General features: G+C 63.6%; 15 protein-coding genes and 1 pseudogene. 11 read left to right on the top strand and 5 right to left on the bottom strand.

Features of this window, described 5'->3' with window-relative positions; genetic code table 11:
• Window positions 1-37: 37 nt before the first annotated feature.
• The gene (locus tag AC1DVR_RS21275; protein WP_478002625.1) at window positions 38-1450 is read right to left on the bottom strand and encodes an aldehyde dehydrogenase family protein; all 1413 of its coding nucleotides are present in this window, start codon (window positions 1448-1450) and stop codon (window positions 38-40) included.
• A 252-nt stretch (window positions 1451-1702) separates the two neighbouring features.
• Here AC1DVR_RS21275 and AC1DVR_RS21270 point away from each other — a divergent pair, with 252 nt between their 5' ends.
• The 4 genes from AC1DVR_RS21270 to modC all read left to right on the top strand — a co-directional run bounded on the left by AC1DVR_RS21270 (window position 1703) and on the right by modC (window position 4667).
• Entirely contained in the window at window positions 1703-2014 is a 312-nt protein-coding gene (locus tag AC1DVR_RS21270) for a winged helix-turn-helix domain-containing protein (RefSeq protein WP_478002624.1), read from the top strand.
• Between the two features lie 66 nt (window positions 2015-2080).
• Window positions 2081-2857, top strand: a complete 777-nt coding sequence (gene modA / locus AC1DVR_RS21265) for a molybdate ABC transporter substrate-binding protein (protein ID WP_478002623.1) — start codon at window positions 2081-2083, stop codon at window positions 2855-2857.
• An 8-nt stretch (window positions 2858-2865) separates the two neighbouring features.
• The gene (gene modB / locus AC1DVR_RS21260; protein WP_478002622.1) at window positions 2866-3561 is read left to right on the top strand and encodes a molybdate ABC transporter permease subunit; all 696 of its coding nucleotides are present in this window, start codon (window positions 2866-2868) and stop codon (window positions 3559-3561) included.
• Window positions 3558-4667 (top strand): molybdenum ABC transporter ATP-binding protein, encoded by a 1110-nt coding sequence (gene modC, locus AC1DVR_RS21255; protein ID WP_478002621.1) that lies wholly within the window; start codon window positions 3558-3560, stop codon window positions 4665-4667. Before modB ends, modC begins: the two co-directional genes overlap by 4 nt.
• Window positions 4668-4795: 128 nt before the next feature.
• Here modC and AC1DVR_RS21250 read toward each other — a convergent pair whose 3' ends face one another.
• On the bottom strand, window positions 4796-5380 hold the full coding sequence (locus AC1DVR_RS21250; protein WP_478002620.1) for a Hint domain-containing protein: 585 nt from the start codon (window positions 5378-5380) through the stop codon (window positions 4796-4798).
• A 1080-nt stretch (window positions 5381-6460) separates the two neighbouring features.
• On the opposite strand from AC1DVR_RS21250, the gene AC1DVR_RS21245 reads away from it, so the two are divergent.
• Window positions 6461-6670, top strand: coding sequence for a hypothetical protein (locus AC1DVR_RS21245; protein ID WP_478002619.1), 210 nt, complete (start codon window positions 6461-6463; stop codon window positions 6668-6670).
• Between the two features lie 227 nt (window positions 6671-6897).
• Here the strand turns inward: AC1DVR_RS21245 and AC1DVR_RS21240 are convergent, their stop codons facing one another.
• Both AC1DVR_RS21240 and AC1DVR_RS21235 read right to left on the bottom strand, forming a co-directional pair.
• Window positions 6898-7308: a hypothetical protein gene (locus AC1DVR_RS21240; protein ID WP_478002618.1), complete on the bottom strand. Its 411-nt coding sequence runs from the start codon at window positions 7306-7308 to the stop codon at window positions 6898-6900.
• A gap of 234 nt (window positions 7309-7542) precedes the next feature.
• Window positions 7543-8466, bottom strand: a complete 924-nt coding sequence (locus AC1DVR_RS21235; protein WP_478002617.1) for a LysR family transcriptional regulator ArgP — start codon at window positions 8464-8466, stop codon at window positions 7543-7545.
• Window positions 8467-8729: 263 nt separating this feature from the next.
• Between AC1DVR_RS21235 and AC1DVR_RS21230 the strand changes: the two genes are divergently transcribed.
• From AC1DVR_RS21230 to AC1DVR_RS21210, 5 genes are all read left to right on the top strand, one after another.
• Window positions 8730-9620: a fatty acid desaturase family protein gene (locus AC1DVR_RS21230; protein ID WP_478002616.1), complete on the top strand. Its 891-nt coding sequence runs from the start codon at window positions 8730-8732 to the stop codon at window positions 9618-9620.
• A gap of 382 nt (window positions 9621-10002) precedes the next feature.
• A complete protein-coding gene (locus AC1DVR_RS21225; protein WP_478002615.1) occupies window positions 10003-13164 on the top strand; it encodes a calcium-binding protein in 3162 nt (1053 codons plus the stop codon).
• Between the two features lie 440 nt (window positions 13165-13604).
• Window positions 13605-14975: an FAD-binding oxidoreductase gene (locus AC1DVR_RS21220; protein WP_478002614.1), complete on the top strand. Its 1371-nt coding sequence runs from the start codon at window positions 13605-13607 to the stop codon at window positions 14973-14975.
• 380 nt (window positions 14976-15355) lie between these two features.
• Entirely contained in the window at window positions 15356-15778 is a 423-nt protein-coding gene (locus AC1DVR_RS21215) for a cobalamin-dependent protein (protein WP_478002613.1), read from the top strand.
• A 63-nt stretch (window positions 15779-15841) separates the two neighbouring features.
• The gene (locus AC1DVR_RS21210; protein ID WP_478002612.1) at window positions 15842-16858 is read left to right on the top strand and encodes a radical SAM protein; all 1017 of its coding nucleotides are present in this window, start codon (window positions 15842-15844) and stop codon (window positions 16856-16858) included.
• 90 nt (window positions 16859-16948) lie between these two features.
• Here AC1DVR_RS21210 and AC1DVR_RS21205 read toward each other — a convergent pair.
• A pseudogene (locus tag AC1DVR_RS21205) lies at window positions 16949-17146 on the bottom strand (IS5/IS1182 family transposase); the annotation flags it as partial.
• A 297-nt stretch (window positions 17147-17443) separates the two neighbouring features.
• On the opposite strand from AC1DVR_RS21205, the gene AC1DVR_RS21200 reads away from it, so the two are divergent.
• Window positions 17444-17629, top strand: a 186-nt coding sequence (locus AC1DVR_RS21200) for a transposase (RefSeq protein WP_478002611.1), incomplete at its 3' end; no start/stop codon positions are given.

Raw genomic sequence — 17629 nt, 5'->3', positions numbered from 1 at the left:
GGTGGGATTGCACGCGTGCAATCCCACCCTTTTCACGTCAGGCGCCCCAGCCGACGATGCCCTTGACCTCGCAAAAATCATGGATGCCCCAATCGGCATATTCGCGGCCGTTGCCGGATTGCTTGTAGCCGCCGAAGGGGGCGAAAGTGTCCCAGGCGGGGTAGTTCAGGTTCACCGTCCCGGCGCGGAGCCTGCGGGCCACCGGGCGGGCCTCCGCGACCGGACCGCTCACATAGGCGGCAAGGCCATAGGGCGAGTCGTTGGCCGAGGCCACCGCCTGATCCACCGTGTCATAGGGCAGGATCGACAGGACCGGGCCGAAGATCTCCTCCCGCGCGATGGTCATCTCATCGGTCACGCCGCCGAAGATGGTGGGCTGGACGAACCAGCCGCGGTTGAGGCCGGCCGGGCGGCCGAGGCCGCCGGTGACCAGCGTGGCGCCCTCGTCGATGCCGGCCTGGATCAGGCGCTGGACCTTCTCGAACTGGGCGCGGGAGATCAGGGGGCCCATCATGGTGCCGGGGACGGCGGATTGGGCGGCATCCCGGGCGACGGCGAGGGCCTCGTCATGGCGGGCGCGGGGCACGAACATCCGGGTCGGCGCGTCGCAGCTTTGCCCGGCGTTGCCAAAGCAGCCCTCGACCCCGGCCGTGACGGCCTGAGCCAGATCGGCGGAGGGCAGGATGATGTTGGCCGACTTGCCGCCCAGTTCCTGTGCCACCCGCTTGACGGTCGGGGCGGCGGCGGCGGCCACCGCGATGCCGGCGCGGGTCGAGCCGGTGAAGGAGACCATGTCGACCTGCGGATGCGAGGAAAGCCGGGCGCCGACCTCGGGCCCGGTGCCGTTGACAAGGTTGAAGACCCCCGGCGGCACGCCCGCCGCGTGGCAGACCTCGGCGAAGAGGGCGGCGGAGAGCGGGGCGATTTCGGAGGGTTTCAGGACCATCGTGCAGCCCGCGACCAGGGCCGGGGCGACCTTGCAGGCGATCTGGTTCATCGGCCAGTTCCACGGCGTGATGAGGGCGCAGACCCCGATGCCTTCGTGGACGATCCGGGTGGTGCCACGGTCATATTCCCAGGCCATGTCCTCGGCGGCCTTGATCGTGCTTTCGATATGGACCTGACCCGCCCAGGCCTGCGCCTCGCGTGCCCAGGCGATGGGGGCGCCCATTTCGGTGTGCATGGCCTGGGCGAAGTCGTCATATCTTTCAGTGTAGATCGCCAGCACCCGCTTCAGGAGGGCGATGCGGTCGGCGAGCGGCCAGACGGTATAGGTATCAAAGGCCGCCCGGGCCGCGGCAATCGCACGGTCGGCGTCGGCGGCCGAACCCAGCGCCACTTCGGCCACGATCTCTTCGGTCGCGGGGTTCTCGACGCCGAGCCGCTCCGCCGAAAGGGGTTCCACCCAGGCGCCGTTGATGTAGAATTTGGTCAGGTTGGCGGAAATCATGGCTGTCTCTTTTTGTCGGGCCGGTGCGGGCGACCGTGTCATGCGATATGTATAATAAGAAATATCGCAGGTCCGGCCCATCATGGCAACCCTATTCTGGGGCGGAGGCAGGGCCCGGCACTACCCGGCCGGGCGCAAATGCCGCTTGCAATGCAGGCGGTTTGGCGAAACCTTGGCGCCATGAGTGACACCGCGCCAAGCCAATCCAGCCCCGCCCGCCTGCAACTTCGGATCTTTTTCGGGGACGACGCCATGCTTGGCCCCGGCAAGGCCGAGCTTCTGGATCGGATCCGGCAAACCGGCTCGATCTCGGCCGCGGGGCGCGAGATGAAGATGAGCTACAAGCGGGCCTGGATGCTGGTCGAAGAGATGAACGCGGCCTTTCGCGACCCGCTGGTGGAAAGCACCCGGGGCGGGCCGGGTGGCGGCGGGGCGCGGGTGACCGAGGCCGGTCTGGAGATGCTGCGCCTGTTCCGGTCGATCGAAGAAACTGCGGCGCGGGCGGCGGCGGCGGAGATCGGGGCGCTCAAGGCGATGCTGAGGGATATTTCCGCGCAGAAATAGCGCTTGCATCTTGAAGCGGTCCTGCGTGATATATCCGGCGAAACATATCGTCGCCCGGAGGACCCCATGACATTCCTGACCCGCAGAGCCACCCTGCTGGCGCTTGCCCTTTCCACCGCCCTGGCCCTTCCCGGCCTCGCTTCGGCGGCGGAGGTCACCGTCTTTGCCGCGGCCAGCCTGAAGACCGCGCTGGATACGATTGCCTCCGACTGGGAGAAGTCCACCGGCAACAAGGTAGTGATTTCCTATGAATCCTCGGCCAAGCTGGCCAAGCAGATCCAGGAGGGCGCCCCGGCGGATATCTTCATCTCGGCCTCCAAACAGTGGATGGACACGCTGGCCGATGCCAAGCTGATCAAACCGGACAGCCGCAAGACCCTGCTCGGCAACACGCTGATCCTGGTGGCGGCAGACAAGGCGGCGGCGCCGGTGGAGATCGGCAAGGGCCTCGATCTGGCGGCTCTGGTCGGCGACAGCAAGCTTGCGATGGGTCTGGTCGATTCGGTGCCGGCGGGCCAATACGGGAAAGAGGCCCTGACCAACCTTGGCCTCTGGGAGGCCGTTTCCCCCAAGGTCGCCCAGGCCGACAACGTGCGCGCCGCGCTGAAGCTGGTGGACAGCGGCGAGGCGGCCTATGGCATCGTCTATGCCTCGGACGCGGTGTCGGATGACAAGGTGGCCGTGGTCGGGACTTTCCCGGAAGACAGCCACAAGCCGATCATCTATCCTGCGGCACTGACTGCTACCAGCACTGCACCCGAGGCGCAGGCTTTCCTGGATGACCTCTCCTCCGATGCTGCTGGGGCAGTTTTCACTGCGCAGGGCTTCAAGGTCCTGAAATAAGGACACGAATGCCTGACTGGTTCTCTCCCGATGAATGGCGCGCGGTGGCCTTGTCGCTGCGCGTCTCGTTCTGGGCCACGGTCCTGAGCCTGCCCCTGGGCATTCTGGTGGCGCATGTGCTGGCGCGGCGAGAGTTCTGGGGCAAGCAGATCCTGAACGGGCTGGTGCATCTGCCGCTGATCCTGCCGCCGGTGGTGACGGGGTATCTTCTGTTGCTGACCTTTGGCCGCAAGGGCTTTGTCGGGCAGTATCTGGACATGCTGGGCATCGTGCTGGCCTTCAAATGGACCGGGGCGGTGCTGGCCGCTGCCGTGATGGCCTTTCCCCTGATGGTGCGCGCCATCCGCCTGTCGATCGAGGCGGTCGACCCCAAGCTGGAGGAGGCGGCGAGCACGCTTGGCGCCTCGCCCCTTTGGGTTTTCGTCACGGTGTCCTTGCCGCTGATCCTGCCGGGCATCATCGTCGGCGCGGTTCTGGCCTTTGCCAAGGCGATGGGCGAGTTCGGGGCCACGATCACCTTCGTCTCCAACATCCCGGGGCAGACCCAGACGCTGCCTTCGGCGATCTATTCCTTCCTGCAGGTGCCGGGCGGCGATCCGCAGGCCTTCCGGCTGGTGCTGGTGTCGATCTTTGTCGCCATGGCGGCGCTGATCCTGTCGGAATGGGTCAGCCGGGCCGTCGCGCGCAGGATTGCGGGATCATGACGCTTTCGGTGGCACTGGCCCACAGGTTCAAGGGCTTCACGCTCGACCTTGCTTTCGAGGCGGGGCCGGGGGTCACGGCGCTGTTCGGCCCCTCTGGCTCGGGCAAATCGACCGTCATCAATGCGGTGGCGGGCCTGCTGCGGCCCGAACGCGGGCGGATCACCAATGGTGAGCGGGTTCTGCTGGACACGGCGCAGGCTGTGACCCTGCCGGCGCATCGGCGCAGGATTGGCTATGTGTTTCAGGACGACCGCCTGTTTCCGCATCTGAACGTGCGGCAGAACCTGGCGTATGGCCGCTGGTTCGCGCCCAAGGCCGAGGGGGTATCCTTTGACCGGGTCGTGGCGATGCTGGACATCGCCCCGCTTCTGTCCCGCCGCCCCGCCACCCTGTCGGGGGGCGAGCGTCAGCGGGTTGCCATTGGCCGGGCGCTTCTGGCCAACCCGCAGATCCTCCTGATGGATGAGCCTCTGGCCGCCCTGGACGAGGCCCGCAAGGCGGAGATCCTGCCCTATATCGAACATCTGCGCGACAGCATGGCCATTCCGATCCTTTACGTCAGCCATTCCGTCTCGGAGATCACCCGGCTGGCCGGCAGGGTGGTGCTGATCGGGGCGGGCAGGGTCCTGCGGGCCGGCACGGTGGCCGAAGTCTTCTCGGACCCCTCCATCGTCACCGCGGTCGGCCTGCGCGAGGCGGGCTCGATCCTGTCGGCCCGGGTCGAGGCGCAGGAGGATGATGGGCTGACCCGTTTAATGAGTTCCGCCGGGCCGATCTGGCTGCCGCGGGTCAACGCGGCCATCGGCGCCGAGGTGCGGGTGCGGATCGCGGCACAGGATATCATCCTGTCGAACACCCGGCCCGAGGGGCTTTCGGCGCTGAACATCCTGCCCGCCACGGTCACGGCGCTGCGGATGGGCGAGGGGCCGGGGGCCATCGTGCAGATGCGGCTGGGGGCGGATCTGATCCTGGCCCGCGTCACCCGGCGCTCGGCGGCCAATCTGGCGCTGCAGGTCGGAAGCCCGGTCTTCGCGGTGCTGAAATCGGTATCGGTTGCGCCGGGAGACATCGGCGCGAAGCCAGAGGCTGCGACATCTGGCGTGTGATGGCAACTGAGAGGGGTGGTTCTTGCCCTTCCGAACGATTTTGCGGCCAGAGCCGTGGCTCGGCCTAACCGCCGCGTCAAGGTCGGGATGGGGGCTGCGGCCTTGGCAAGGCCGCGCAGCGGTTGTCCTCAATCTTCGTAGTCTTCTTCGTAATCCTCGTCATCCTGCTGCACCGAAGGCGTGGACAGGATCAGGGCCGGCAGCCCTTCGACATTGACGTAAGCGGATTCGCTGAGCTCGATACTGTAATAGACCAGCGCTTCCTGCGGGGCGCAGGACACGTTGCGGTTGCCTTTGATGTCGCCGGCCCGGACGCGCTGCATCGGCATGCTTCCCATGGCGAGCGACAGTTCCTGCCCCGGCGACAGGAACACGTCCTGCTCGGGGAAACCCGGAGCGAAGGCATCGGTGGCGATCTTGATCGGTTGGGCTTCGGGGTGACGCTCCAGGAACGCATCATCGAGGCCGACGCGCTGGATGCGACGCACATAAAGGATTCGACCGGTCACGGTGCGGATCGGGTCGTTGACGCGCAGCACCTCGATGGGGAGCGCGCCAAACGGCGTCATCACACGCGCTTGCCCTAGGAAGCCGGGCACGGTCCAGGCGGCGTTGCGAGGGGTCGGAAGCTGGCGTTGCAGCGGACGCGCTGCAGGACGGACCATGCCCACTGCAATCGAGATTGCCTTTACAGCACTTTGCGCGATGAACATTGCAAGCCACTCCCAAACTGTCGCTAATTAGTATGGCTAATCTAGCATTAGAAAAAATTACTTTCAATTCTTATCGGCGGGGCGGGGCTTCAGGTCACAAGATGCGACGCTATGTCAGCTTGCAGGTGATATCGTTTGATATCATGGTGTTGGAGTGTATTCCGGGCGAAAAACGCCCTCTTTTGACTGTCGCCAATCTGGAAACACTCCGTTTCCATTTGGCGCGAGGGGCCGATTTTGTGGCAAAAACGGGGCAAACGGGCGGCTTCGCCGTGCAAGTCTGCCCGTCCGATCGGCTTGGCGGGTCCGACCATCGGAACCCGAGAATCGGCGGAAGAGCCTTGCCGCGGGGTCGCCCGCCGGGCCGCGCCCGCGCAAGTGCGCGGTGCGCGTCCCTGGTCCTGAGCAGGACCAGACAACAGCGCGGCGCGCACTGGGAAGCCGACGCAGCGGGCTGCTGCCATCATCCGAGAGGTGGGGTGGCTTTTTTTCCGCGCGGTGGGCGATGCCTGTGTCCCACCCTTGGGCAAGCGGGCTGTCACCCGCGCCGCGGTGATCGCGTAATGATCATTCTTGGGATGCGGTGCGCGCGGACCTTCCGCCGGCACCGCGATGGAAGCGGTGCTCATAAACCGCACCAAATCGGGGCAGGGCGGCACGATTCCCGCCGCAATATCGCGGGCAGCGGAGGGTGAATCATGCCGGGAAATGAGACCGAATTGCCTGCAAGGGATCGTCTGTCCGCCATTCTTATACCTAAAACCGAAACGAAGTGATCATGAATTGGAAACTCTTGGCGGACGATGCAGAAATATTCTGGTCGAATTCAGGAAAATCCGCAAAAATACGGCATGACTTGGACATTCTACAAGGCAATGTGTCCGAATTACGGCAATCTCCTGCTTTACGGGAAAACGGCTCGGCTGCTCCACCGTCCGCCTCCCAATTTCACTAATGTAGCATAAGAAATGGCGATAGATATCAAGAATCTGTGTCTAATTCTCGCCATGATTCAACGCAATTTTTAATTATCGATGTGAGCACAGACGCCTCCTCGGTCGCATGAAAGGAGACGAGAAATTGCAGAACCAATGGACCCAGAAAGCCCGCGCCGGCCGGAATTGCGCGATCCAGTCGCTTCAGCTTCGCAAGGATGGCAGGATCCGTCTTGACCGGCAGCACCGCTTCCCGGAGCTCGATTCCAGCGAAGTCATTGCATTGTTCGCCATCACGCAGCGCTATTTCAACAATGGCCCGCTTGAGCAGACCGCTGCGAACGAGACCGCCTGAAGCCGCGGCTTTCCTGCGGCTGGCGGTCTCAACACGCCCCAGTCGACGGAAGTTGCGCCGGGCGGCTGATCCTGCAACCCTTCCCAGCGCGCTGCTTTGACGGTCGCTTGCCTGCGACCGGCTGAACCGAGGGCGCCCGGCCTCTTCAAGAGGTCGAATGCGGGGAGCCAGGTCAGCACGCCTTCAGGCGCGCTGGAACAGGGTCTGGGCCAAGGGGGCTTGGCGCCTCACCGTGCCCGGGAGGCGGTTCTGCCATAGGCGCGGCTGGCATAGGCGCGGCTCGCGCCCTCCGCTGTGATCCGGGCGATGACGTCCGTCCCGTCGAGGTCCTCAAGCGTCAGCGCGCCGGAGGTTTCAAGGTCGGCGAGCAGGGCGAGGATCTGGACGCGGGCCGACCTTGTGGTCTGGGGCAGGGCCGTCGCCACCATGCGCCCGGTCAGGGTGATGCCGGTCGCCTCGCCGCCGAAATCTTCGATCAGCGTGCGCAGGACAAGCGCGCCCTGATCATGCGCATCGGCCGCAGCAAAGCTGGCGGACCGCAGCGGCAGTTCGGACTCATAGGACTCGCGGATCCAGGGATTGTCCTGAAGGCCGCCGGACTGGCGCCGCGCCCCATGCTGAAAATTGTGCCAAATCATACCGCTGAATTCCTCACGCCAACTTCGGTTGTTGCGCGGAAATACAGTCCCGCGCCCGGACCATTTTCACGGTCAATGTGGCGCAAATACGATCTTGAAATGACGATGCTTGGGCCTCTGCAATCGCGGCCCTTCGAAGGTTGGGGGGCGCGGGCGCGCAGCCCCCGGGGCAGGATCACCTCGGGGCCACGGAAAGCTAAGCATGCGATCCGGCCGAGGTCCGACCATCAGGCCCTATTTGGGGCGGAACCGGTCGGAGGACAGATGCTCTTTGGCCTCCTCCTGCACGATGTCTGCCAGTCGCGAGAGGATGTCGCTGGGCTGGTTGCTCGCCTGCCAATGCAGGGAGATCTTCACTTCCTTGCCCGGGCTCAGTTCCACAAGTGCGCCGCGCGCGATCAGCGTCGCCAACCGCTCGGTCCTGGGGACCAGCCCCCAGGCCGTGCCGTTCAGACAGCAGGAGATATAGCCTTCGTAGGACGGCACGAAATTCGTTGAAATCGGCACCGACTCGCCAAAGCACAGGGTCATCCATTGGGCCTGGATGGTGTCCTTGTGATTGAAGGCGAGGCAGGGCGCGCCGCGCAGCGTTTCAAGCGATACGCCGCGGGCGAACCGGGTGCGGAACACCTCGGGCGCCGCCACGGCAATGTAATCCATCGAGCCGAGCGAGATCCTGCGGCATCCCTGCACCGGCGTCTCAAGCGAGGTGACGGCCGCCAGGGCATCGCCCGATTTCAGGCTGTCCTCGGTATGTTCCTGATCGTCGGGGAGGATGTCGACGCGGATGGCGAGTTCCTGCGTCGCGCGGTGGATCACGCTGGGAAACCAGGTGGCCAGGCTGTCGTTGTTCACCGCAATGCGGATCGTCGCGGTCGTCGCCTCGCCACCGCCGACCAGCGCATTCATCCGCTCGCCCAGTTCCTGCTGCAGCAGCGCCACCTGCTGGAAGTGCCGGCAAAGCTGCAGTCCGGCGTCGGTCGGAACGCAGGGCCGCCCCCTCGTGATCAGGACGGCGCCGACCTTTTCTTCCAGTTGCCTGATTCGCTGACTGATCGCCGATTGGGTCACGCTGATCGATTTTGCCGCCGCTTCGAAGCTGCCTTCGCGCACGACAGCGGCCAGAACCGTGAGGGAATCGTAGTCATAGCGCAACATGTCAGGGCTCTCTTCATAAGTTCGGCTAATGCTATGATTGGCCAATCCTCTATGAAATAACACGTGCGGCGCGACAAGTCTAATTCCGCATAAGCCAACCTGATGTTGAGTTGATTCGGCCAGAACATTCCTCCGATTGCGTTCACAAAGTGTCCTAATTGTGTACAATGTGGCAAAGAAGCTTGGGGGCTGGAATGTCGGGTTTACTACTGCGCAAAAGATACATGGGTCGGTTTTCGGGGATGCGGCGGTATGACCGCTTCGTGGCATGGGCAATCGTCTTCGCCTATCTCGCCGTGATCGTCGCCTCGGTCTGGCTTGGAAATTACCTGCTCTCTCGCCCGGTTACGGTGTGGTCGGTTGTAGCGATGGCCGCAGTCGCCGTCTTCATCGGGACGCGTCTGCGCGGCATCAACAACATTGTTCACGAATGCTGCCATTCCACCTTTTCCGATCACCGCGACGACAATGTGGCGATCGGGCGTCTGTGCACTTCGCTCTTGATGAAGACTTTCAAGAAGTACCGGTCCGATCATTTGTCGCACCATGCATACAATGGCGACTACGAAAGCGATGCCGAGTTCGCGGTAATCGAGAAATTCGGCCTGCACGAACCGCTGACGCCGCGGACCATGTTGCGCCTCGTGGCGGTGCCGCTGCTGGGCCGTCACCTGCGGGTGTACTCGGGGGTCAACTTTTCGGCGGAGGACGGGCGGTTCTTCGTCGCCTTGAAAGTCGCCTTCCTGGCGCTGATGGCTCTGGGCGTCTTTGTCGCCCCGCTGACCACGATTTTCTTCGTGATCCTGCCGCTGTTCTACATCTATCCGACCCTGAACTTCTGGACCGACTGCCTTGACCATGCCGGGCTGGTTGGCGCGAAGGATGAACTTGAGGCGACGCGCAATGTCCTGGCGCCCGGGCCGGTGCGCTGGGTGTTTTTCCCGCGCAACGACTCTTACCACCTGGTCCACCACCTGTTCCCGCAGGTCCCGGCGCGCTTTCTGAATGACGCCCATGCCGAGCTTTGCAAGGACCCGAGCTACAGAAGCCAGCCCAACGCAGCCCGCCCCGTCCTGCAGGGCCTGACCCCGACACTTTCGCTGCCTTTCTTCGGCAAGCGGCGCAAGCTCGCCCGGAATCGCCAGCCGCTGTGATCGCCCGTCGCTGAGACGGCCCGCCCAGAACGCATCCTGTCTCGGGGGGCCGTCAGGCTTCCCCGGGACGGATGTGTTTCGGGGGCGGGCTCAGGCATCTCCCTTGGCCGCATAGCGCCGCGCGCTAGCCGACCGTGGCGCCATCCGCCCGACAAACCCCGAACCTCGCCCTTGCTGCAGGAATTGCCCTGTCACGAATGCGATCCCTTCCGCGCGGCGCCCTGACGCACCGGCGGCGGATGCCGCGCAAGGTCGGGCGCAACCTGGCGTCGAGTGGGGCGAAATCGGTGCAGCCGGGAGATAAGTTTGTTGCCAATTTGCCGGAACCTGCTCAGGTAGGCGCAACGGCTTTTGCTGGTATGACTCGTACGAGGAATTTTGGATGTCGACCCTTTACACCCTTGGCAAGTGGGCGGTTTATTCTGCGGAGAAATTCAACGGTTACGACACAATTCAGGTGTCGAGCACCGATAGCGTCTCCTCGGTGCAACTGGCCCTCAGCAGGGCCGGCACGATTGATTTCAGCTCCAAGCTCGCGCTGCGATCGGCGGAAATCTACGGCACGTCGGGCCGGGACGACATCACCTCGGGCCGCGGGGAGGACACGCTCTGGGGGTTGAGCGGCAAGGACATATTGTCCGGCGACTATGGCGACGACCTTCTGTTCGGCGACGAGTATAACGCCCAGTCATTGGGCGACGACGTCTTGTCTGGTGGTTCCGGCAATGACATTCTTGTCGGGGGCGCGGGACGTGACCGGCTTTATGGCGGGGACGGCGACGATCTGTTCCTGATCGCCAACAAGTGGCCCGGGCTGGACACCTTCTCAGGCGGCGCCGGTCTCGACATCGTGGTGATCAGCGACGAGTTCAAGCTGGGCTTCACGGAAGTCCATTTCTCCTCGCTCATCCTCAATTCCGCAGCCTCGGTGGAATATTTCCTGCTGGATCCGGGATCCGGGATCAAGCTGCTCGGCAGCGATGATGACAATCTCTTCGACCTGTCCGGCACCACGGTTGGACACACCGGTTCCGGCGGTCTCAATAATCCGGTGGAATTTGATCTGGGCCGCGGGAGCGACACTTTCCTTGGCGGTGACGGCAGGGAAATCGTCCGGCTTCAGGACGGGAACGACCGGGTCGAGCTTGGCGACGGCGAAGACACCCTCATCCTCGTGGATGGCACGATCGCAGGCGGCACGTTCAACGGCGGCGGCGGCCGGGATCTGATCATTTTCCAGCTGACTGAGCCCGGCGCCGAACTTGTCTTCCACAGGCTGGACCTTTCATCGGGCTCGGGGTTTGAGGGCGCGAAGTTCGGCGCGGACACTCTTTACGGCACCTCCGAAGGCGACGTCTGGGACATGACGGGAATGGTGTACCAGCAGTTCGTGCCGGAGACCGGGTATTACGTGAACAAGATCGACCTGCGCGCCGGCGATGACCTCTTCAAGGGCGCGTCGAACCAAGACAACATTTCGGGCGGCGAAGGCAACGACACCCTTTACGGCAATGACGGCGGCGACCAGCTTGCCGCAGGCACGGGGATCGACGCGCTTTATGGCGGTGACGGGGATGATCACCTGTACTTCGATGACTGGCAGGCTGGCGACAAGTTCGATGCCGGTAGAGGCAGCAATGCGCTGGACATCGGGCGCGAACTGGCGCCGGGCGGCACGATCGCGACGGTGACCTACGACTCGATCCGCTGGTTCGCCACAGCCAATATCAACCAGCTTGCTGTGCTGGGCGATATCCGCATCCTGGCCTCTGCCGCGGCGGACCAGATCGATTTTTCCTACCTGAGCCGCCTGCGCATGGAAAGCACGATGCAGCTTCTGGAGGGCAACGACCGCTACACCGGTTCCGCAGATGGCAACAACGTGGACGGCGGCGCCGGCAATGACTCGCTTTACGGCGGGGCGGGTTCGGACACACTGATCGGCGGGGTGGGCGACGATCTGATGGTTGGCGGCGAGGGGGGCGACACCTACGAGATCAACTCCGCCGGGGACGTGGTTGTCGAGACGGGGACCCAGGGCATCGACACGATCATCACCACTTTCGCGACCTGGACGATCTCCGGCCCCTTCGAGGGGGTGCAGGCCGAGGGCCCGGGTGGCCTGATCGGCATCGGCAACGAGAAGGCGAATGTCCTGACCGGGGGCGACGGCAACGACTTGCTCAAGGGGTTGGACGGCAAGGATACTCTGACCGGAGCGGGCCAGGACACCTTGGTGGGGGGAGACAAAAGCGACGTTTACTATGTCGATGACAGCAGCGTCACCATTGTCGAGCTGGACAAACAGGGGAGCGACACCATCGTGACCCGTGCCGCCAGCTGGACCCTGAGCGGTTCGGTCGAGAATCTGAGCATGTGGGGTGATGGGGATGCCCTGGGTGTGGGGTCGGCCAAGGCCAATTACATGCGAGCATCCGGCAGTGGCCACACGACCCTTCAAGGCATGGGCGGCAATGATACGCTGGACGCCGATCATGCGGATGTGCGCCTAGAGGGCGGCAAGGGCGATGATTTCTATGTGATCACCGACGGGCAGGGCGAGATCGTCGAATTGGCCCATGGCGGCAATGACCGGGTGGAGGTCTATTTCACGGGCAGTCCTGGTCAACCCGACGATCCGGCGGACAGAACCTATGTGATACCCGATTTTGTCGAGCAGCTTTATCTGCACACAAGTTACAGGAACTACAGTGACGGCACATCCTTTTCAGCCATCGGGATCGGCAACGCTCGGGACAATGTGATCTTCGGCTCCAATGGCAACGACACGCTGTACGGGATGGACGGCAATGACCGGCTGGATGGTGGCGGCGATGGCAACGACAGTCTGCTGGGCGGAAGCGGAAATGATACGCTGGTCGCCTATCATGGCGCCACCGACACCCTGATGGGCGGTGACGGGGACGACACCTACCTGCTGCTGAGCGGGGTGTCGCAAGCGCCCAACGTCGCGGTGGAAGAGGTGAATGGCGGCTTTGACACGATCGAAATCGTCGCCACCTACTTCGATCTGGGTTATTTCGCCAATGTTGAGGCGATCAAGAATACCTATATGTCCGGCAGCGGCACGAAGGTTTTGGGTTCCCGGACCTACGGCAATGACCTGGACAATCTGGTCACCACCGGCGGGGGCGCCGACACGCTGGGCGGGGGCGACGGGCACGACACCCTGATAGGCGGCGCGGGAAGTGACGACTTCATGTTTGGATCCAGCACCTACGGCCGAATCCTGGCGGAAAGCTCGGATACCGTTATCGATTTCGTGCACGGGGTCGACAGGATCGTCTTGAACCGCTCTTGGTCGTTTCCGAACCTGTACCATAGCGGCCCCCTTTACGCGGACGAATTCAAGGAGATCCGCCCCGGCGCGACCGTCGATGACTCGGACCGGCTGATTTACGACCGGTCCACGGGCAATCTCTACTTTGATCAAGATGGCAGCGGTGCCGCCGAACGCATTCTGGTGCTGGTCCTTGCCAATCATGCCCAATTGACCGCGTCGGATATCCTGATGAGCTTTTGACGACCGGAAATCGCTGGAGATTTCACCAGCCGAGGCTCGGGTCACGTTGTGGCGCTGCTCTTCTGTATCGAACCGCGCATGAACCCCGCGCAGCTTTGATCCGGCGACAGGCTGCTTGGTCGTGCCCTTCTCGTGACGCGCCTGTCTCATGGTGCTTCCTTGCCTTCCAGGAGGGGACCGCAGCAGCAAACCCGGGGCGACAAGCCTGCCGTTGGACGGGACAAGGGGAACCGTCTGGCCGGATAGCGGTGCCTGAATCTCGATGCATGCAAAGAGCTGCATGCGTGCTAGAATTGGATTCTGGACGCAGCATCGCGAACGATTCTTGTGTTTCCTGGCCCCGGTCGCGCCCTGCCTGTGCCCAACAGCCACCTTACTGACATTCCAGGGAAAGCTGCCGCTCGGCGGGCAGCCCACCACAAACAATTCAGGAGGATGCAATGAGTGCCAAGACACCAAATGAACTCCGTGAACTGGTGCGCGGGGACGTGATTGTCCAAGGCGATGCCGACTATGACTGCGCGAGAGCGGTCCATAACGGCATGATCGACAAACGCCCCGCCGTCGTCGTCCGGGTGATGAACGCCGGCGACGTGATGACCACGGTCAATTACGCAAGAGACAACGGGCATGACCTGTCGATCCGGGGCGGTGGGCACAGCGGCCCGGGCTTCGGCACCAACGATGGCGGCGTGGTCATCGACCTGTCGCGCATGCGGGGGGTGCGGGTCGATCCGAACGGCAAGACGGCGCGGGCCGAGGGCGGGGCGACCTGGGGCGATTTCAATGCCGCGACCAACGCCTTTGGCCTTGCCACCACTGGCGGCATCATCTCGACCACCGGGATTGCCGGTCTGACGCTGGGCGGCGGCATCGGCTATCTGACGCGCGGCCACGGGCTTTCGCTGGACAATCTGGTGTCGGCCGATGTCGTGACGGCGGACGGCAAGATGGTGGTGGCGAGCGAGACCGAGAACCCGGACCTCTTCTGGGCCCTCCGCGGCGGTGGCGGCAACTTCGGGGTCTGCACCTCGCTGGAATACAAGCTTCAGCCGGTCAAGACCGTCCATTGGGGGCCGATGTTCTATGAGGTCAGCGAGGCGGCCAATATCCTGCGGTTCTATCGGGACTATATCAAGAACGCGCCGGAACAGATGGGCGCGTTTCCGGCCTTCCAGATCGCGCCTCCTTTGCCCTTCATCCCCGAAAACCGCCACGGCGACATGTTTGCCGCGATCGTGGCCTGCTGGTCGGGCGATCCCGCCCAGGGCGCGCGCCAGTTCAAGGTCTTCCATGACGTTGCCGAGGTGAAGGCCGAGATGGTGGGCCCCGTCCCCTACCCCGCGATCAACGCAGCCTTTGACGGGCTGTTCCCGACCGGGCTGCGGCAGTACTGGAAGGGCAATTTCGTCAAGGAGCTGACGGATGATGCCATCGCGGCCCATGTCCAGCATGGCCCGAACGCGCCGAACGCCTGTTCGACGATGCACCTTTACCCCATCAACGGCGCGTGCCACCGGGTTGCTCCCGATGCCACGGCCTTCGGCCATCGCGATGCCAACTTTTCCATGGTCATCATTGCCGGGTCGCAGGATCCGAAGGATGACGCGCCCAATACCAAATGGGTGCGTGATTACTCGGATGCGGTGGCGCCCCATTCCGAGGTTGGCGGCTATGTGAACTTCATGGACGACGACGACGGATCACGGGTTCGCGCCAACTACGGCAGCAATTATGACCGCCTGGTGCAGGTCAAACGCGCTTACGACCCGCACAACGTCTTCAGGGTCAACCAGAACATCGCGCCCTGAGGCTGGATCTCTCCCAGGTCCCTGCGGCACAGGAAGTCCACACCGGTCATGCCGGTGTGGACCTTTCTGGCCCATTGATTTCCAGCGAGGCCTGCCGTCACGGGTACGGCGATCCCCGTCCGCAGTGACCGCCGCAAGCTGCGCCACGCTGCAAAAATTGGCCCGGACCCCTTCCGGTCCAAAGCGCCCCGGCGCGGCATTCCCGATTGCCACGACGAAACGGGTCGGTTGAGGTCTGCCTTTTGGAGCAGGCGGGCGGGACACGCCTTGGATTCCGGTCGACATCCCACATCCCAACTGGCACCGTGCGGACAACTTTGAGGTGCATATTGCCGAAAATTGTCCTTTTGAATCCGCCGCACCGCGCAATTGGCAGCCGGGTGCCCGGGGAGCTTCTGCCTCCGCTGGGTCTGCTGCGGATCGGTGGCCCGCTGATCGACGCAGGCCATCAGGTGCGGCTGATCAATGCCGACATTGCCCCGATGACGCAGCGCGAAATCCTTTCCGACTTGGCCGCAGACCTGCCCGAGATGCTTTTTGTTGGGCACTCCGGCTCGACCTCGGCGCACCCAGTGATCCTGGAGATCACGGCCGCCGTCCGCCTGGCCTGGCCAGAGATGACCATCGTGTACGGCGGGGTCTTTCCGACCTACCATTGGCAAGACATCCTGCAGGAGGCGCCGCAGATCGACGTCATCGTGCGGGGCGAGGGCGAAGAGACGGCGCCGGCTCTGGTTGCGGCCCTGGCCGCCCGGGCGCCGCTTGGCGAGGTCAGGGGAATAGCCTTTCGCCAGGCCGGATGACCTTTCGCCACTGCCCCCGCGCCCATGATCCGCGATCTTGAGGCCGCGCGGACGGGGTGGGAGTTGATCGATTTCGCGGACCACTCCTATTGGGGCGGCAAGCGCGCCGTGGTGATGCAGTTCTCGCGCGGTTGCCCGCATCTTTGCACCTATTGCGGCCAGCGGGGCTTCTGGACCCAGTGGCGTCACCGCGACCCGGTGGTCTTTGCCAAGGAGATCGCCTGGCTGCATCGCGAGAAGGGGGTTGAGCTGGTCAACCTGGCGGACGAGAATCCCACCTCGTCGCGCAAGGCCTGGAAGGCTTTCCTTGACGCCTTGGTGGCCGAGAACGTGCCGGTCCGGATCATCGGCTCGACACGGGCCGATGACATCGTGCGCGATGCCGATCTTCTGCCGCTCTATCGGCGGGCCGGCTGCCTGCGCTTTCTCCTCGGGCTTGAGGGGACCGACGAGGCGACGCTGCAAACCGTCCGCAAGGGCGGCACGCGGGCCAAGGATCAACAGGCGATCACGCTTTTGCGGCAAAACGGGATGATCGGGCTTTGCAACTTTGCCGTCGGTTTCGAGGAGGAGACGGATGCCGACTACTGGCGGCTGCTGCGCCATCTGTTGCGCTATGATCCCGACCAGGTCATGTCGGTCTATGCCACGCCCCACCGCTGGACGCCGTTCCACGGCCAATCTGCCCATCGTCGGGTCATCCGGACCGATCTGCGCTTTTGGGACTACAAGCACCAGGTCCTTGAAACGCCACAGGTTCCCGCTTGGCGCGTGTTCCTTTGGGTCAAACTGATCGAGGCGGTGCTGCAGCTGCGCCCAAGGGCGATCTGGCGGATCTGGTTTCAGCCCGACGCGGATTTGCGGCATGCCCAGAGGTGGTACACGAGGATGGGCCGCGGCGTCTGGCTCCATGAGATGCGTGACGCGCTCATCCACCATGCCCACCGCGGGCCGACCGTCGCGGAGTTCTGGGGAAGCGCTGCGCCGCTGCCCGAGAACGCCTTGGCCCGCAATTCCGGGCCGCCGCCGCAAAGTGCCAGGCCAAGGGAGAAGTCTGCCGGGGAACTTCGAATCTCGTAGTGCCGCAGCATTCTTCTGTGCGGGATCCGGGGCCTTTCCCGTCTCACAGCCGAACAGGACGGAGGGCTCCAGACTCTTTGATGGTCGCCGCCAGAACATGACGGTTGCGACGAGGGCGACGGCAGAGAGGAAGGGCTTGGTGCACCAGTCTTGGCGAGTGGCGACGCGGCGCCGATCCTTCCGTCCGCCAAACATGATAACCATCCGATTGCGGCGCTTGTAACGGCCTTTGTCGTAACGCTCCGTCCTGCCGCGAGCCTTCCGACCGGGGTGCCGGGGCGTATCCCCTCCGTATCCGACCGATCAGACCCCGGGACTGAACACCCAGGCACAATCGGGGGCCAATCCATTCATCCTGCACCAACTCCCGCGCGCAAGGCCTCAACCAACGCGCGCAGGCCAGCCGACATGTGCCTGCGCGATGGATAGTAGAGATAAAGCCAATCCTCAGCCTGACACCAGTCGGACAGACATTCAACGAGGCGGCCGCTCTCCAGATGCGGCCGGGCCCTTTGGTGCCAGTGCTGTGACCCCCGATAACTCGTCCATCTGATGCTAGAGTCCGGCCCAAGGAGAGGACCGGACATGAAGAGATCGAAGTTCACAGAGGAGCAGATCATCGCGATCTTGCGGGAGCAGGAGGCGGGCGCGAAGACCGCCGAGGTTTGTCGCAGGCACGGGATCAGCGGCGCCACTTTCTATGCCTGGAAGGCGAAGTTCGGCGGCATGGAGCCTTCAGAAGCCAAGCGGCTGAAGGCGTTGGAAGACGAG

Source organism: Rhodobacter sp. P2_H5, from assembly GCF_056403335.1.
The sequence above is the reverse complement of the archived record's forward strand: the minus strand, read 5'-3'. Positions and strand labels throughout refer to the sequence as shown.

What these genes read in the sequence shown, in the direction of transcription:
- modA (WP_478002623.1), top strand. Translation starts at nt 2,081, where the DNA reads ATGACATTCCTGACCCGCAGAGCCACCCTGCTGGCGCTTGCCCTTTCC.
- AC1DVR_RS21220 (WP_478002614.1), top strand. Translation starts at nt 13,605, where the DNA reads ATGAGTGCCAAGACACCAAATGAACTCCGTGAACTGGTGCGCGGGGAC.
- AC1DVR_RS21235 (WP_478002617.1), bottom strand. Translation starts at nt 8,466, where the DNA reads ATGTTGCGCTATGACTACGATTCCCTCACGGTTCTGGCCGCTGTCGTG.
- AC1DVR_RS21250 (WP_478002620.1), bottom strand. Translation starts at nt 5,380, where the DNA reads ATGTTCATCGCGCAAAGTGCTGTAAAGGCAATCTCGATTGCAGTGGGC.
- AC1DVR_RS21240 (WP_478002618.1), bottom strand. Translation starts at nt 7,308, where the DNA reads ATGATTTGGCACAATTTTCAGCATGGGGCGCGGCGCCAGTCCGGCGGC.
- modB (WP_478002622.1), top strand. Translation starts at nt 2,866, where the DNA reads ATGCCTGACTGGTTCTCTCCCGATGAATGGCGCGCGGTGGCCTTGTCG.
- AC1DVR_RS21275 (WP_478002625.1), bottom strand. Translation starts at nt 1,450, where the DNA reads ATGATTTCCGCCAACCTGACCAAATTCTACATCAACGGCGCCTGGGTG.
- modC (WP_478002621.1), top strand. Translation starts at nt 3,558, where the DNA reads ATGACGCTTTCGGTGGCACTGGCCCACAGGTTCAAGGGCTTCACGCTC.
- AC1DVR_RS21225 (WP_478002615.1), top strand. Translation starts at nt 10,003, where the DNA reads ATGTCGACCCTTTACACCCTTGGCAAGTGGGCGGTTTATTCTGCGGAG.
- AC1DVR_RS21270 (WP_478002624.1), top strand. Translation starts at nt 1,703, where the DNA reads ATGCTTGGCCCCGGCAAGGCCGAGCTTCTGGATCGGATCCGGCAAACC.